Here is a 15,719-nt window from a genome sequence, read left to right as displayed (position 1 = left end):
CGAAGGAGCCCACGACGCCCTGAACCCAGGATCACGTAGGCATCATTAGCCGGCTTGCGCGGCGGTTGGGTGGGAGGAATGCCATCTCCGTTCGGGAAGTCTAGCATGGAATCCAGTCGTCGAAGAGCCGCTACCCGACACCCTATTAACATCCTGCCTCGGCGGCTAACTGGACCGGCCAGAATTACATAGACACTCACGAGCCGTTTAGCGCGTAGCGCCGCAACTCCACAGGTGACAGGTCACCGGCGGAACCATGCCGGCGAATCGAGTTGTAGAACATCTCGATGTAATCGATACGTCCCGGGCGGCAGTAGCCCTGTTCGGGTAGATACGCCGCTTGATTCGCTCCTTCTTCAACGCGCTGAAGAAGCTTTCGGCAACGGCGTTATCGTGGCAATGGCCGCGACGACCCATGCTCGGCACCATATGGTGAGCCCTCAGGAATGACTGCCAGTCATCGCTGGTGGACTGACTGCCCTGATCCGAATGCACCATAACGCACGACTGACTCCCATTCGCGAAGCCCTGGTGATGCCTGTGTCGTAAGTTGTCCCATGAAATTAATCCATTTTCCGTTTAATAGAGAATACCGGCCTGAAGGTCCAAGTGATCCTATCGACATCGACCGCAATGGATAGCATGATTATTTCAAACTGCCAGCGTAAGCCTACCTAGTTAATGTAATGAATAACGGATGATTTGGTTAGATGTTCGGCTCCGCCCCCTCTTTGTCAATGATCGCCGAATCTTTTAAAATTTAAGCGTGTCTGCCTTGCTATTAGCTTGCGGCACCTCGTCTTCTCCTTGCGTGGCTCGCCTGTACCGGCCCGGCGCAACAGCCATCACGCGCTTGAACGCGCTGCTGAAGGCACTTTCGGAAGAATACCCGACTGTCGCCGCAGCCTCGGAAATCGAAGCGCCCGCTCGAAGTTCGCGCCTCGCCAGATACATTCGCCATTGGGTCAAATAAGCGAGAGGCGGAACCCCCATTATTTCGCGGAATCGAACTGCAAGTGATGTTCTCGACATCCCGGCCTTTTTTGCAAGTTCCTCTAGGCCCCAGTTACGGGACGGTTCGCTATGAATGCTGCTAAGAACAATGGCTAACCGTTGGTCGCCAAAGCCTTTCAGCCAGCCACCATCACCGATCGACGCATGAGCCAAATAGACTCGCAATGTCTGAATGAATAATAGTTGCGTTAGCCCTGCTATTACGATTGCTCTGCCGGGGTGGCCGCCTTTCATTTCCATCACCAGTTGTTTAAGCAACCAAGAAAGCGGCTCGGCTTCGTCCGTGGTTCCGCGCACATGAATGAGTGGCGGCAAGCCATTCAAGAGTAACGGTTGACGATCAGCATCGATTTGTACCGTGCCGCCCAGCATGGAGAAATCGCAGCCTTGCCCAAGCTGAAACTGATCGTCGCTATCTCGAACGATGGGCGTGGTCGTCGCTCCATGAATCAGGGGAGCGGCGCTAGCCAGCGTCAGAGTACGCGTGCCGTTGGTAATCAAGACATCGCCCGTGTCCACTTCGGCCGGTTCGGACATGCCATCAATCGAATACCAGCAACTCCCCTCTGTGACTGCACAGAATTTGATCGCGTCCAGATTGGCGAAGCGGCGTGCCCAAGTGCCGCCAGCGACAACCCGCCCAGACAAGTCGCACCGTACTTGAAGGAAATCCAGCAGATCTGATAGAGGGTCAGCTAACAAAATTGAACTCTCGCGCATAAAAATTGAACGGACGCGTCTTCTTCGTACATTGCTGACAGCCTACCATGCGTAGAAGCAATTCGTCTTTGGAGATCCTGCATGCCTCCCCTCCAATCCTCCGTCAGCGCAGGCATCGGCGTCACTTCCACCGCCGCGGAGGCCATTCGCGGTATCGACATTACTGGCACATGCGCCATCGTGACCGGAAGCTATTCGAGGGGAAGCCTTGAAACCGCCAAGGAATTTCGATCGGTCGGCGCCAAGGTAAGACAACTAAGCGAACAGCTCACTAGCACTCGCATCCACTGAATTTTCCAACCCGGAAAGGAAAAATCCATGCCTCTCAATCACTATGTCACGCTCGGGCGTTCCGGGTTGCGCGTTAGCCCTTATTGCCTAGGCACCATGACGTTTGGTGAAGATTTCGGCTGGGGGGCAAGTCCCGAAGAATCGTTCGCCATGTTCGATGAGTATCGAAGCCGCGGTGGAAACTTCGTGGACACGGCCAACGTCTACACCTTCGGCCATTCGGAACGGATTGTCGGCGACTATCTCAAACAGAAACAGGTCCGACGAGACGAACTCGTGCTCAGCACGAAGTTCTACTGCAATCTGTTTCCCGGCGATCCGAACGGCGGCGGAGCCGGCCGCAAGGCGCTCATCCAGCAATGCGAAGCCTCGTTGAGCCGACTCCAGACCGACTACATCGACATCTATTGGCTGCACAACTGGGATCGGACGGCACCGATCGAGGAAACGCTGCGCGGCCTCGATGATCTCGTCACCGCCGGCAAGATTCGCTATGTCGGTTTTTCCGACATCCCTGCCTGGAAAACGGCCGAGGCGCAGACGATTGCCCTGTTCCGAGGATGGGCGCCGATCATCGCGCTCCAACTCGAATATTCGCTGCTGGAGCGGACGAGCGAGGGCGAATTATTTCCGCTGGCACAGGCGATGGGGATGGGCGTTATGCCTTGGTCGCCGCTCAAGAGCGGCTTCCTCAGCGGGAAATTCCGACGCGGTGGCAAAGGCAAAGTCGATACCACGCGCACCAGCATGGTCGGTGTTCCGAGCGAGACAGACTACGACGTAATCGAAGCAGTCGTGGAAGTTGCGTCGGAACTCGGCATCAGCCCCGCATCCGTGGCGCTGGCCTGGGTTCGTGCTCAGGCCGGCGTTACGTCCACGCTGATTGGCGCCAGGCGACTCGATCAGCTCAAAGCCAATCTCGATTCCCTCGAAGTAACCCTGTCTGCCGAGCAGCTTGGCAAGCTCAGTGCCGTTTCTAAACCGAAGCTAAATTTTCCGGCCGAGAACAACGAAACCTTGGCGCCGATGCTGGCCTTCCCCGGCATGACGGTTGATGGCCGAACCGTGCCGTTATTTCCTCGGCTCTGTGACTGACAGGAGGAAACATGAAGCACCACCATATCGTCACACATGGCGTATCGCTGCATGTTGTCGAGTGTGGTGAGGGTCCCGCAGTGCTGTTCTGTCACGGGTTTCCTGACACATGGCGTAGCTGGCGTCGCCAAATGGATGCCGTCTCTAATGCCGGCTATCGCGCGATCGCATTGGATACCCGGGGGTATGGTGAAAGCTCTGGGCCAGACGATGCATCCGAATATACGGCGTTTCATATCGTAGGCGACCTTGTCGCCGTTCTGGACGCGTTGAATTGCGAAACGGCGACACTCGTTGGCCATGATTTCGGTGCAGTCGCGGCGTGGACCGCAGCCCTGATAAGACCCGACCGATTCAGCGCTGTCTTTGGTATGAGTGTGCCGCCGTTTGAATTTGGAGGTGAAAACTTTCTGGCCGACTTGCGGAAAAATGGACAGCGCGATTTCTACATGTTTCAGCAGATGCGTCCGGAAGCCGACAACGAGTGGACTAATGCAAAAAAAACGCTTCCAGCAGCCTTCTACTGGACGTCTGCGGAGGCTCCGAAAGAAGGACGTTGGCATCCGATGGATATCAACCGCGGCTTGCTTCGGCCAGCACCATCCAGATTGCCGAGCTTCGTTGATTCTGCCGATTTCACCGTCATGGTCGGTCAATTTGAGCGTAACGGCTTTCACCGCCCACTCAACTACTACCGTGCGCTTGAGTCCTATCTCAGTATGACGCCGGCTTTCGCCGGCTGCAGGATTCAGATTCCATCTTTCTTTCTGGTTGGCGACGCGGACGGCCTGAACGAGCTACACCCCGTTACGCCAGAAGTTCTGCGGCATGTCCTTACAGATCTACGAGGATTTATCGAGCTGCCGAACGTTGGTCACTGGCCTCAACTTGAGGCCGCGGAGCAAACGAATGCCGCACTACTTGGCTTTTTAGATGAAAACAACAGACAGTTGAATATCAAATGACCACGAACTCACTCTGATTTAGGAAAAGGAGATATAGAAATGAGCACAGTCCAAGCACCAATCGGTTCAGGTTTTAGCCGCGCGTCCACGACCACCGACATCATTAGGGGTATCAATCTTGTCGGCAAGGTGGCAATCGTCACGGGGGGCTACTCGGGCCTCGGACTTGAAGCTGCGCGCACGCTCGCCTCGGCGGGCGCGCGAGTCATCGTTCCGGCACGCGATATCGAGCGGGCACGCAAAGCCATCGCCGAAGTAGGCGGCGGCATAGAGGTTCAGTCGATGGATCTCACCGATCCCCGCTCGATCGACGACTTCTCACGCGACTTCGTCGAAACAGGCCTGCCGCTTCATATGCTCATCAATAACGCCGGCATCATGGCGCTGCCCGAGCTGAAACGCGATGCGCAAGGCAACGAGCTACAGTTTTCCACCAACCATCTCGGCCATTTTAGGCTGGCTCTGCGACTCTGGCCCGCGCTCAAGCGGGCCGGCGGCGCGCGCGTTGTATCGGTCTCGTCCGCCGGACACCGCTTCTCGCCAGTCGTTTTTGACGACATCAATTTCGAGCGTCGTGACTATGATGCTTTCAAGGCCTATGGTCAGTCAAAGACGGCCAACATTCTCTTCGCGGTTGGCCTCGACCGGCGAGGCAAGGAGGATGGTATTCGTGCGTTCGCACTCCATCCAGGCGGGATCGCGGGAACGAATCTCGGCACGCATGTCGGGGTGGAAATGCTGAAAAAGACCGGGTTCGTCGATGAGAACGGCAGGCCGATCATTGATCTTGCCCGTGACCTGAAATCGGTGCCCCAAGGGGCGGCTACCCACGTCTGGTGCGCGGTCAGTCCGCAACTCGACGGCAAAGGCGGAGTGTTCTGCGCCGATTCCGATATCACTCCCGTACTGCCGGCGGGCGGTTCCCGCGATCTGACTGAAGATCGTGCCAATCGCGGCACCGGCGTCGAAGCCTATGCGGTTGACCCGGACGCGGCCGAGGAGCTTTGGCGCAGAAGCGAAGAAATCGCAAATATCTCCCTCTAAAGCCAGGCGCGATGTGATGGCGTCGTGCTACCTCTCTACCTCGCTATTCACGGAGAAATAGAGATGAAAGCGCGACGCCTATTCGACTACAGCGAAGAGAACCCGTAGCCGCCAGGAGGACGAATCGTGGCGGCCTATGCTGTTTATTCCGAAAATCAATCTAATCGCGGCAAATTTCGGTCAAAAAAATGATTCAGCTAGAATTTTGATGAGCAGGTTATGACGAAAGAATTTACTGGTAAAACAGCGCTCGTAACAGGCGGCGGCACCGGAATTGGGCGTGCTTCGGCGATCATGTTGGCCGAACGAGGATGCACGGTTACGGTTGCAGGTCGAACCGTGGAAACGCTCAATGAAGTTGTTGCGATGATTGAAGCGTCAGGCGGTAATGCACGGGCAGTTGTCTGCGACGTTTCCGACGAAGATTCAGTCCGCAATGCGGTGGCCGTTGCGATCGGCGATGCCGGACGTCTTGATTTTGGAGTAAACAGTGCTGGCGTGAGTGGCGGAGAGGATCTTCGTTCCACAGCGAACTATGCAACCGAGACGTTCGACCGGATCGTTGCCATCGATTTGCGCGGCACATTCTTGTCCATGAAATATGAACTCGAACAGATGGCACGTCAGGGCTTTGGCTCTATCGTCAATCTGGCATCCGGTGCGGGTTTGGTTGGCGTGCCGGGCTTCTCGGGCTATACCGCAGCCAAGCATGGCGTCATTGGACTGACCAAGACGGCTGCGCTTGATTACGGATCGGTTGGCATCCGGGTCAACGCAATCGCTGCTGGACTGGTGGCAACGCCGCTTGTTGCGACCGGTCGATCGCCCGAAGTGATGGCAGCGCGCATTGCCGCACACCCGCTTGGCCGTATTGCTCAACCAGACGAAATGGCTGAAGCAGTCGTTTGGCTTTGCTCCGACAAGTCAAGCTTCGTCACAGGAACGGCGCTTCCTGTGGACGGGGGCTATACCGCACGTTGAGCAGACCTCGCGCGGAGCCGAACTAATCATTCCCGCTGGTCATGATGGCTGGCATCGATCAGCGAGTCAGGCCATAGAGAAATGACGGATTTTCAATTCAAACATATTGCGCTATCCGTCGGCGATCTTGACCGGCAGCGAGACTTTTATGCATCGGCACTGGGCTTTGCCGAGGAACTCGCTCGCATCGAAATTCCCGAGATGCAGACTCGCTTGCTCATCCTCCGCAACCCCGCTGGCGTGGAAATCGAACTCGTCGAATACGCAGAGTCAATCGCATCACCGCGTGTTGGATTGAGTGAGGTTGCTCGTCGTCAGGGGTACTTTTCCTGGGCACTAACGGTGAGCGATCTTGAGCGAGCGTTCGAGATGGTGGTCGCAGCTGGGGCTATTGCGGTATCTACGCCAAGAGATGCCGGTCGACCCGGTGTTCGTTTCGCCTATGTGCAAGACCCCGAGGGGAATTTCATTGAACTTCTTCAGTTTTGCGGCGCCGAGTCTGGAAACTGAAAATCGTAGATCCAACTCAGGAATCGTCGAACAGGATCTACCAGTGGCGGATCCTGTTCGACCTGTTTCAGCGCTGTGACGCCTTGCTCCAGCGAGTATTGCTTGCGCTTCATCGCCAACGGATCACTGCTGCTGGGGAATTGCCTCCGAAACACCAAGACTCGCTTGCGCCCAGGAATTCTTGAGCGGCCAGGAGGCCATTCTCCCAAGTTGTCACTGGCCCGAAGATTCCCGGGGCAGGTCAAGCTAGAACAGATGTCGCAAGCCTGCTGTCACGCCAAGTTGCGTGCTACCGTAAGCCGCACTCAGTGCGTTGACTCCTTGGAACTGCGCCCCGATCATGCCACCTCGGTATAGCGAATAATCCACCTCGACGTAAGTATCCGTGCGCTTGGACCAGTTATAGTCCGCAAACAGTTGGAATTGCGTTGCGTTGCCGTTCCCGGACTGTGACTTCCCGGTCTGGATCGTGCGCCATACGTTGGCAGACAAATGCATTGCGGCGCCAATCTGCTGCGTCACGCCGCCAAAGAACATCTTTCGCACACTGAACGTATTGAATTTCAGCGCGGTCAATTCGGATTCTGAAAACGGGCCATTAGGAAAGTTACCGACAAAGCCGGAGTCCTGCCGGTTGACCATCCAGCCCGCATTTACAGTCGTCGAGGCGAAAGTGTATGAGCCACCTGCCGCCCACGTCTTCAGGTGCGCGGAAGTATTCGCTGCATCGCGGGAGTCGAGGTACGCGGCGGAAAGGGTTATCGGAGCAGAAGGCAGATATAGAATGGACGCACCGATCTGGCTACCAGCACCGAACTGGCCTGCCTGGCCGCCGAACGAGTACGAAACCTCGGTAGTCAGGTCCCGATATCGCGCCGCGTACTTGATCATGTTGCTCGTCCATACGCCCTGAGCCATCAGGACTTCGGGCCGGAATTGGTAGAACGTTGGCAACCAGCGGTTCGATATGAATGAACTCATCGCAGCGTCCGCCAACGGATTTAACTGGCGCCCCATCGTCAGCTTGCCGAAGGTGGTCGACTGCAGGCCGACAAATGCCGTATTGAAGAGCGGATAGGCCGGATCCATTTTCCCGGAATTCGGAAAGAAGCGATTCTCCAAGTTGAAGATGATCTTCGTCCCACCACCGATGTCTTCCGTGCCCTTAATGCCGAAGTGGCTCTCGCTCGCGCCGCTCAGCATCTGGAACTGAGAGTCTCCTGCCGGGTTGGCTTTTGTCGTATAGCGAACGCCGGCATCTACCAGGCCGTAGAGGGTCACGGACGATTGCGCAGCCGCGGGAATGGAACACAACATCGCAGCGGGAATGATACCTCCCAGCAATCCCGCCGTTCGCAAGCTCGCTTTCCGTCCCGTCCGGCTGCCCCCCACCCGAACAGCCTTGTCGAACAGTCTCCTTACCTTTCTCATTTCAAGTCTCCAATCTTGTGTTTATGTTTCACCACGAATTAATTCGACGGCCCGATAGCACCAATTTTCGAGACAGCATTTTGTTTCGCGACGCACGAATGCAGATATATCCTGGAGTGCTCTCGATCACTCTGCCTAGCTGCTCGCCAACTTCCGATGTGCAGTCCAAGATGGAATCACCAAATCATCGGATACGTTATATTTTCCGGCGCACCTCAATTGCCATAAACCTTTCTGATTTAATCTTGATATGGCCGGTAATTTTTATCGCCGATTTTCTGCATCCTGCAACACGCGCCACTGAACCTTTCCACTAGCCGTGCGAGGCAAACTGTCTGCAAACTCAATTACGCGCGGAACTTTGTACGTCGCCATGTGCTCTTTCGCCCAAGCGACAATTTCGTCTTGAGTCGCAAATGCGCCGCTGCGCAAAACAATCACCGCCTTTACGGTTTCCCCTCGGCGCGCATCGTGAGCCGCGATTACGCACGCTTCCTGTACTGCAGGATGTTCGAACAGCGTTGCCTCGACCTCAGCTGGCCACACTTTGTATCCAGACGCATTGATCATGCGCTTGAGCCGGTCAACGAGGAAGAAGTAGCCCTCGCTATCAACGTATCCGAGATCCCCCGTGCGCAGATAGCGTCGTCCGTCGATCGAGGCGAACGCGTCGATTGACGCGTGGGCCGCGTTCCAGTACCCGTCGAACATCTGTGGCCCGCTTACGAGGATCTCTCCGACCTCGCCTTGACCAAGAGGCCGAAGCGAGTCCGGATCGACGACAAGGGCGGACGTGTTGAAAATGGGAACGCCCATGCATTGGGGTTTGCTCCGCATACGCGGATTGATGTGCGTTGCCGCCATCGTCTCGGTGAGTCCGTAGCCTTCCACGTAGGCGATGCCCCAGCGCTTCTCGATCTCCCGCGCAACGGCCTGCGGCATGGCCGCACCACCTCCGCTCAGGTACGTGATCGCGCTGAGGTCGAAGCTCTCAATGTTCGCAAGACTCAGCAGATCGAGCACCATAGTCGGCACCGTGACCCATGTGTTCACGCGATAGCGTTCGATCAGGGAAGCTGCGCATCTTGCGTCCCAGCGGGTCATGACAACCATCGTCGCGCCGATAAAGATCGGCATGTTCATGCAGTTCTGCATCCCGGTCACATGGAAAAACGGCACGGAGCACAGCATCACACTCTCGCCATGCAGATCCGGCCAGGCGCCACAAGAGACTGTCGAATGCATCACGCTACGGTGTGTATGAATGCATCCCTTCGGAAGCCCCGTCGTGCCAGATGTGTACGGAATCACCGCAAGGTCCGCGGGCCCCGCTTCGAGCTGCCGCGCAACGTACGCATGTGATAGCGCATCGGACCAGCGCGTGATCCTTTCATCGCTTTCGCAGAACTGCACATCTTGCTGTTGCTGGGAAGCCGTGAGGATATCGGGTAAAGGCAGATCCGACTGGGTATCCAAATAATCCGCATAGCGCGCCGTAACGACATGATCGACATGACGCTCCATAAGCGGTTGCACGTACTGTATGAGTTCTTCGCCAACAAGCGCCGCGCGCGCACCACTGTCCTCAAAGATGTGTTGTAACTCTGTAGTCCTGTTCATTGGATTGACGGGTACGACGACCGCATCCGCACGTAGAACCGCATAGAACGCAATGACGAACTGTGGACTGTTCTGCATAAAGAGTACGACGCGCGCGCCCCGACCGATTCCGCAATGCTGTTGCAGAAATCCCGCCATCGCATCCACTTCGTCGCGCAAGCGCGCATAGCTCAGAAGAGAACCGTAATAATTGATGGCGACTTTCCCAGGATGACGATTCGCGCAAACTTCGAGATTCGTATATAGCGAAGTCTGTGGCACAGTGAGTTGACGCAATGATGTTGCCGTCATGAAAACTCCAGACACGAAACGCGACGCTCATACTTTAAGCGTTGCACTTTGAAACGGGAGACCTCCGCGCTGTGCGCGGAGGTCTTTCTTTACTGCTTCAGATTGCGGCTCCACTGGCCGATCGCGCGGAGCGTCTCGGCCGTCTCCGGCAGGAATGGAAACAGTGTGAATACGTGAACGGAGTCGTCCACCATCTTCAGCGTCACATCTGCACCAGCGGCTTTCGCACGCTCTGCAAAGCGCGTCGTATCGCTTTCAAGCACTTCGCCATGTACGGCTGCAAGATAGACAGGCGGAAGGTCTGCAAGATCGGCGAATAGCGGAGACACCATCGGATCGGTCGGCTCGTGGCCCTGGAAGTAGCCTGCGACGAGATTGGTCAGCGTCTCGCGATTCGCGGCAGGATCATCGCCCGAATTCGCCTGCACGGAGGGACCGCTCAGCGTGAGATCCGTCATCGGGCAAATGGCGACCACGCCGGCCGGTAACGGCAGTCCAGCGCGGCGCAACGCGGCCGCCAGCGCCAGCGCGAGTCCGCCGCCGGAAGACTCGCCGCTCAGGAAGAGCGTAGCGGGATCAACGCCCGTGGCGAGCAAGGCACGGTAGGCACTGAATGCATCGTCGATGGCCGCCGGGTACGGATGCTCGGGTGCGAGACGATAGTCCACCGTGTAGCACGGGCCGTTCAGCGCATGCGAAAGGCGGCTTGCGTATTCCACTGAACTATTAGCAGAACCAAGCACATAGCCACCGCCGTGAAAGTGCAGTACCGTAACTTTATGCCCCGCGCCTTCGGCTGCCACGCGAAGCGAGCGCACACCATCGAGATCGACTTCCTTTACCTGTGTGCTTTCCGGTGCGGGGAATTGCCCCAGCAGGAACCGCTCGTAAGCGGCATGCTGGCCGCGATCGCCGCGCGCCACATCGTCGGGTGTGAACACGCCTTTCCAGAGATCGAACGCGCGCTGACTTTCGGTGCGCTTCATGCGCTTGCCTTCGCGCGCCGCGCTCAGGCCCACCACCTCGCCCTGCGGCAACTTGGCCGCCGCGATGATGTCATGCCCCCAGGCGAATGACCACGAAATCTCGCCCAGCGGATCGATGCGCGACAGCCCCTTCAGCCGGCCGTTGCGCTGACGCACGCGTGCCGCGTCGGGCTCGTGCGCCCAATCGACCACGTAGCGCGCTCCAGCCTGGATGCGCTTCGTGCGCGGCTGGCGGCGCTGTTCGTATTCGAGAAGCCCCTCCTGCACGCCATCCGGGCCGTGGCCCTTGAGACAGGTCGCGAGCACCCACGCGTCTTCGATCGACTGGCAAGCACCTTGCGCAAGATACGGCACCATCGCATGCGCAGCGTCGCCGAGCAGCGCGATGCGGCCCGCAGTCCAGCTTTCGATCGGATCGCGATGGTACATGCCCGTGATGAATGCATCGTCCACCTGCGCCAGCATCTTCTGCACCGTCGGCTCGCAGTCCTCGAACGAGCGCCGCAGCTGCTCGACATCGCCCGACTGCGTCCACGACTCACGGCTCACCTCAGTTGCCGGTACCGACGCGAGAATGCTGTAGAGATCCTTGCGAACCCAGTAGGAAACGATATTACGGCCAATGCCAAACCAGTTGTTGCCCGCCACCGGGAGGTTCAGCCCTTCGAGCCGGTCGGCCGGGATCAGCGACCGCCACATGAGGATATTGGCGAACTGCTTCTCCTCCGGCCCACGCAGCGCCGTACGCACGGCCGAATGAATACCATCCGCTCCGATCACAACGTCACCGCGAATCACCTCGCCGTTCTTCAGCGTGACCCAGGCACTCTTCTCGTCCTGCGAGACCGATTCACACTCCGCGCCAAGCCGCACCACGCCGGGCGGCAACGCCTTCGCCAGCAGATCGATCAGATCGGCTCGATGAATGTTGTAGAGCAGAGCCCCGTAGCGCGCCTCGGCCTCCTTGCCGAGCGGGGCATAGTAAAGACGCCGCCCCGTCGACAACTCAAGATAGTCAAAGCCGGCCGGCACCGTCGCGACGCTCGCTACAGCCGGTTCGAGCCCCAGTTCCCGCAGCACGATCGTGCCGTTGGCGGCAATCTGCACGCCTGCTCCGACCTCGGTCAACTGCGGAGCACGCTCCAGTACAATTGGCTCGATCCCATGATGCAGCAAGGCCAGCGCCGTGGTGAGGCCCCCGATGCCGCCTCCAACAACTACGACTTTCATGGTAAATTTTCTCCATCCAGGTTAGTTAATACAGTTTAGTTAATTAACTCGACACGGTAAAGTAATGATGACATCAGGAAAACCCCTTAGATCAGACGGCGCCGAGACCCGTACACGCCTGAAAGAGGAAGCGCAGCGGTTGTTCGCGCTACGCGGGCTGGATGGGGTGTCCGTGCAGGACATCATTTCCGCAGCAGGTCAGCGCAACAGCGCCTCGCTGCGCTACTACTTCGGGAACAAACTCGAGCTCGCGCGCGAACTGATCGTGGACGGCGCGCGCCTTATCGACGAGGACCGTCAAGCGCGGGTAGATAGGCTGGAGGCGGAAGGCGCGCTGAGTGTGCGCGCGGTATTGGGGGCGCTGCTCTTTCCGATGCTCGAACTCGCTAATCGAACTGGTCAGGCAACCTACATTCGCATGATCGCCAACTTGCAGTTGAACAATCGTGCGTTCCTCCGCGAGGCGCTGGGGAACAAATGGAACGTCGGCTATCAGCGCTGCAACGCTCTGCTGCGAGACCTGCTATTGGGTATCGATCACGCGCTCGTCGATCATCGGCTTTCGCTCGTCGGAATCTACGGGAATGCCGCGCTGGCCGCGTGGGAGGCAAGCCGGGACAGCGGTGAACTCGGGCGGCTTTGGGCTCCGGATTTTGCCATATCGAACTTGGTGGACACCTTTGAAGGTATGCTCGTCGCGGCGCCGTCGGAAGAGACGCAGTCGTTACTAAACGGGCCCGAAATTCATCATGGGACATCTCGCTAGCAGGTCGTTAAATTCCTGTCCGGGCGGACGTATTTTCCCTTCCACCGTTCGCGGCGATCGCCGCGAAGCGTTCGATTTCGACTCATTCGCCCGATTTCAATACGAATAGATCAACGTCGTGGACTTCCCGGCGCCCACTCCGATACCTAAAGCGCTCTGCGGGCGCAACGCGGCCAACGATCTCAACCGCGTCAAGTTATAGGCTGCCATCGTCAGGGGCAGCAGTTGGTCCACGTTCTCGAGACCACGAACCATGACCTGTCGTAGCGAGCTATCGTCTTACTCCAGCCGAAGCACTGCCCGATACATTTCGTTTGTGCTGGCTCAGCGCGTAACCCAAATGCCGCGTCGTACGTTTGTCGATCGCGCTGCCGCCGCTGCGATTTGTATTCCGCGCCACATGCAGCGTTACGTTCGCGTCCCGTCAAGCCTTGCTGAGCCCGCGCGTGTCGTAACCCTTGTCGGCCCCGATCGTGATGCGTCGATCTGGTCGCGCGACATCCCGCAACATCTCGGTGGCAACGTCGCGTTGAACAGATCCATCACCGTGTCGAACTCCAGTAGCCGCCCCGGTTCTTGCTGAACACCGAGTGGTTCCACAACGCATTCTCTATTGACAGGATTACGAACCGCTGGAACAGCAGGTTATACGATATACGTTCGACCAGTTTCTGCATCGCAGCCGATGCTGTACAGAATCTGCTACAGCATCGCCCGCATCAGCTTCTCAGGTGCGATGCTCGGTCGCCCCCTCCCTTTACGTCGACTTCGTACATCGCCAAGAACTTCGCGCCTATCTTCGACAGTGCTTCGTTCCGCCACGTCCGGATCCGCTGTTCGCTGAAATGGCGAATCGGCTCGACCGGTTGCAGCACGAGATGGAGCTCAAACATCTCGTTCTCGCGAATCACGTGACGCGAATCCATGTCGCCCCGTACCGCGACGCACGATGGATAGCCACGCCTCCCCGCGTCGTTGAAAAACTCGGGAGCGCCGCGATCGGCATGCGCGGCCAGCACGTCCCGGTGACGCTGCCCGCACGCCTTGAGCAGCCGGTTTTCCGCGAGCCCCGTGTGCACGAGTTGCTGCATGCCCGTCCGAAAGCGATGGATGGCCGATTGCATCGTGTCAGGCGGGCAGGCTCTCTGCCGAGCGTCGTGCGGCCGTCCGGGCAACCTCGACGTGCTCGACGATGTGGGCGGCATCGCGCGCGATTCCGGAAAACCGTCCCGAACCCCATGTATGAAGCCAGGGCAACCCGACGAAGTACAGCCCCGGAACCGGCGTCACGCCGCGCTGGTGCGCGGGATAGCCGCGACCGTTGAATACGGGCGCGTCGAGCCAGCTGAAATCGGGGGTGAAGCCAATGCACCAGATGACCGACATGATGCCGCTAGCCGCCAGATTAAGCGCCGTGCGATCGCCGGACGGCCGCCACACGGGTTCATAGCGTGTGGCAGGTGGCGCCGTTATCCCATTCTTCTCGATGTAGGCATCGATGCCGGCATTGATCCGGTTGTACGTATCGTCGGCGCTGTCGAGTTGAGCCGCTAGATCTGCGGAGAATTGCAATCGCCCGTCGACGAAGTCCTCGAGCCTGCCATACAGTTCCATCCCTTCGGCGGCAAAGCGGCGCAGATCGATGTCGCGACCGCCGTCGCGGCCGGTCACATAGTGGTTGGTGTTGTCACGGACGCCTTCACGCAGCGGATGCGCATCGACCGGCATATCGTAGTACTGCATGTCGGCAAGCCAGTCGACGACATCCCGGCCTCGGTAAAAGCGGGCACAGCGGGGCGCATCGCCCACCGCGAGGTACACCTTCCGCCCGGCGAGATGAAGATCTTCCGCGATCTGCGCACCCGACTGCCCCGATCCGACCACGAGCACCGGTCCATCCGGCAATGCGGCAGGATTCCGGTACGCCGACGACTGGATCTGCACGATCGATGCCGGAAACCGCTCGGCCATCCGCGGCACGATCGGCCGATGGTAGCCGCCCGACGCCACGACGACCTGGTCCGCCGTGTATGCGCCACGCGACGTCGCGATGCGATAGCGTCCGTCCGCGTCGCGCGTCACACGCTCGACACCGGTATGTTCGAGCACCGGAGCTTCGACGCTCCGGATGAATCCGTCAAGATAGTCGACGATCTCGTCCTTCGTCATGAAGCCGTGCGGATCGGCACCACGATACGGGTAGCCCGGCAGCGCACACTGCCAGTTCGGCGTCACGAGACAGAACGCGTCCCAACGCTGCTTGCGCCACGTGTGTGTCACGGTCTCCTTTTCGAAGACGAGATGATCGATGCCGGCCTGCTTCAGGTAGTAGCTGACCGACAATCCCGCCTGGCCGCCACCGATGACGGCTACGCCGAGATGGGAATCGACGTCCGGAAGGGTCGAAGAAACAATGGGTTCGGTTGACATCATGCATTCCTGAATGTGTGGTGATGACAGCAAGTAGATCGTGCGCCGAGCGCCTCAGATGAGTTCGATGACGGTCACGGTCGCATCACCGTGCAGCGAAAATCGTTCCGCGCGCGCCTCGATCCGTGCCAGTTCGTCCATGGCGGCCGAGCACGCAAACCCGTATTTCTCGCGTACGCGATCGGACGCGATACCCAGTGCGCGGCGTGCGCGTTCGACGAAATCGTCGAGCGCGTATTGCGTGCCAGGTGTAAAGAATTCCGACACCACGGTCGAAGGCGAATAGCAGTTGGATTCCGACTGGTCGGGCCAACGGACCCGAAAATGCATGACCGGCATGATTCT

General features: G+C 58.2%; 13 protein-coding genes, 2 pseudogenes and 1 riboswitch. Of the genes and pseudogenes, 7 read left to right on the top strand and 8 right to left on the bottom strand.

Features of this window, described 5'->3' with window-relative positions; genetic code table 11:
- Positions 1-29: 29 nt before the first annotated feature.
- Positions 30-98: riboswitch (Fluoride riboswitch) on the bottom strand.
- Positions 99-196: 98 nt separating this feature from the next.
- Positions 197-501, bottom strand: a pseudogene (locus DCN14_RS21385) (integrase core domain-containing protein); the annotation flags it as partial.
- 252 nt (positions 502-753) lie between these two features.
- Positions 754-1,734, bottom strand: coding sequence for an AraC family transcriptional regulator (locus tag DCN14_RS21380; RefSeq protein WP_203368143.1), 981 nt, complete (start codon positions 1,732-1,734; stop codon positions 754-756).
- An 81-nt stretch (positions 1,735-1,815) separates the two neighbouring features.
- Between DCN14_RS21380 and DCN14_RS38065 the strand changes: the two genes are divergently transcribed.
- From DCN14_RS38065 to DCN14_RS21355, 6 genes are all read left to right on the top strand, one after another.
- A complete protein-coding gene (locus DCN14_RS38065; protein WP_143331656.1) occupies positions 1,816-2,025 on the top strand; it encodes a hypothetical protein in 210 nt (69 codons plus the stop codon).
- Between the two features lie 27 nt (positions 2,026-2,052).
- On the top strand, positions 2,053-3,120 hold the full coding sequence (locus DCN14_RS21375; RefSeq protein WP_096502631.1) for an aldo/keto reductase: 1,068 nt from the start codon (positions 2,053-2,055) through the stop codon (positions 3,118-3,120).
- Positions 3,121-3,131: 11 nt separating this feature from the next.
- Entirely contained in the window at positions 3,132-4,085 is a 954-nt protein-coding gene (locus tag DCN14_RS21370) for an alpha/beta hydrolase (protein ID WP_096502633.1), read from the top strand.
- Between the two features lie 39 nt (positions 4,086-4,124).
- A complete protein-coding gene (locus DCN14_RS21365; RefSeq protein WP_096502635.1) occupies positions 4,125-5,129 on the top strand; it encodes an SDR family NAD(P)-dependent oxidoreductase in 1,005 nt (334 codons plus the stop codon).
- 219 nt (positions 5,130-5,348) lie between these two features.
- Complete coding sequence (locus tag DCN14_RS21360) at positions 5,349-6,110, top strand: SDR family oxidoreductase (RefSeq protein ID WP_096502637.1); 762 nt, start codon at positions 5,349-5,351, stop codon at positions 6,108-6,110.
- A gap of 81 nt (positions 6,111-6,191) precedes the next feature.
- Positions 6,192-6,620, top strand: coding sequence for a VOC family protein (locus DCN14_RS21355; protein WP_096502639.1), 429 nt, complete (start codon positions 6,192-6,194; stop codon positions 6,618-6,620).
- Positions 6,621-6,866: 246 nt separating this feature from the next.
- On the opposite strand, the gene DCN14_RS21350 is transcribed toward DCN14_RS21355, so the two are convergent.
- The 3 genes from DCN14_RS21350 to DCN14_RS21340 form a co-directional block, all read right to left on the bottom strand.
- Positions 6,867-8,051 carry a porin gene (locus DCN14_RS21350; RefSeq protein ID WP_096502641.1) on the bottom strand — a complete coding sequence of 395 codons (1,185 nt, stop codon included), beginning with the start codon at positions 8,049-8,051 and terminating at the stop codon, positions 6,867-6,869.
- A gap of 264 nt (positions 8,052-8,315) precedes the next feature.
- Positions 8,316-9,962: a long-chain-fatty-acid--CoA ligase gene (locus tag DCN14_RS21345; protein WP_096502643.1), complete on the bottom strand. Its 1,647-nt coding sequence runs from the start codon at positions 9,960-9,962 to the stop codon at positions 8,316-8,318.
- An 89-nt stretch (positions 9,963-10,051) separates the two neighbouring features.
- Entirely contained in the window at positions 10,052-12,178 is a 2,127-nt protein-coding gene (locus DCN14_RS21340) for an alpha/beta hydrolase fold domain-containing protein (RefSeq protein ID WP_096502645.1), read from the bottom strand.
- A 64-nt stretch (positions 12,179-12,242) separates the two neighbouring features.
- Between DCN14_RS21340 and DCN14_RS21335 the strand changes: the two genes are divergently transcribed.
- Entirely contained in the window at positions 12,243-12,944 is a 702-nt protein-coding gene (locus tag DCN14_RS21335; protein WP_096502647.1) for a TetR/AcrR family transcriptional regulator, read from the top strand.
- Between the two features lie 96 nt (positions 12,945-13,040).
- Here DCN14_RS21335 and DCN14_RS21330 read toward each other — a convergent pair.
- The 3 genes and pseudogenes from DCN14_RS21330 to DCN14_RS21320 form a co-directional block, all read right to left on the bottom strand.
- Positions 13,041-13,837: pseudogene (locus DCN14_RS21330) on the bottom strand (transposase).
- A gap of 235 nt (positions 13,838-14,072) precedes the next feature.
- Entirely contained in the window at positions 14,073-15,374 is a 1,302-nt protein-coding gene (locus DCN14_RS21325; RefSeq protein WP_239007723.1) for an MSMEG_0569 family flavin-dependent oxidoreductase, read from the bottom strand.
- Between the two features lie 54 nt (positions 15,375-15,428).
- Positions 15,429-15,713, bottom strand: a complete 285-nt coding sequence (locus tag DCN14_RS21320; protein WP_096502648.1) for an MSMEG_0570 family nitrogen starvation response protein — start codon at positions 15,711-15,713, stop codon at positions 15,429-15,431.
- Between the last annotated feature and the right edge of the window lie 6 nt (positions 15,714-15,719).

It is taken from the genome of Burkholderia sp. IDO3, assembly GCF_003366075.1.
GTDB lineage: Bacteria > Pseudomonadota > Gammaproteobacteria > Burkholderiales > Burkholderiaceae > Burkholderia > Burkholderia anthina.
This window is presented reverse-complemented; position numbering and strand designations above follow the sequence as displayed.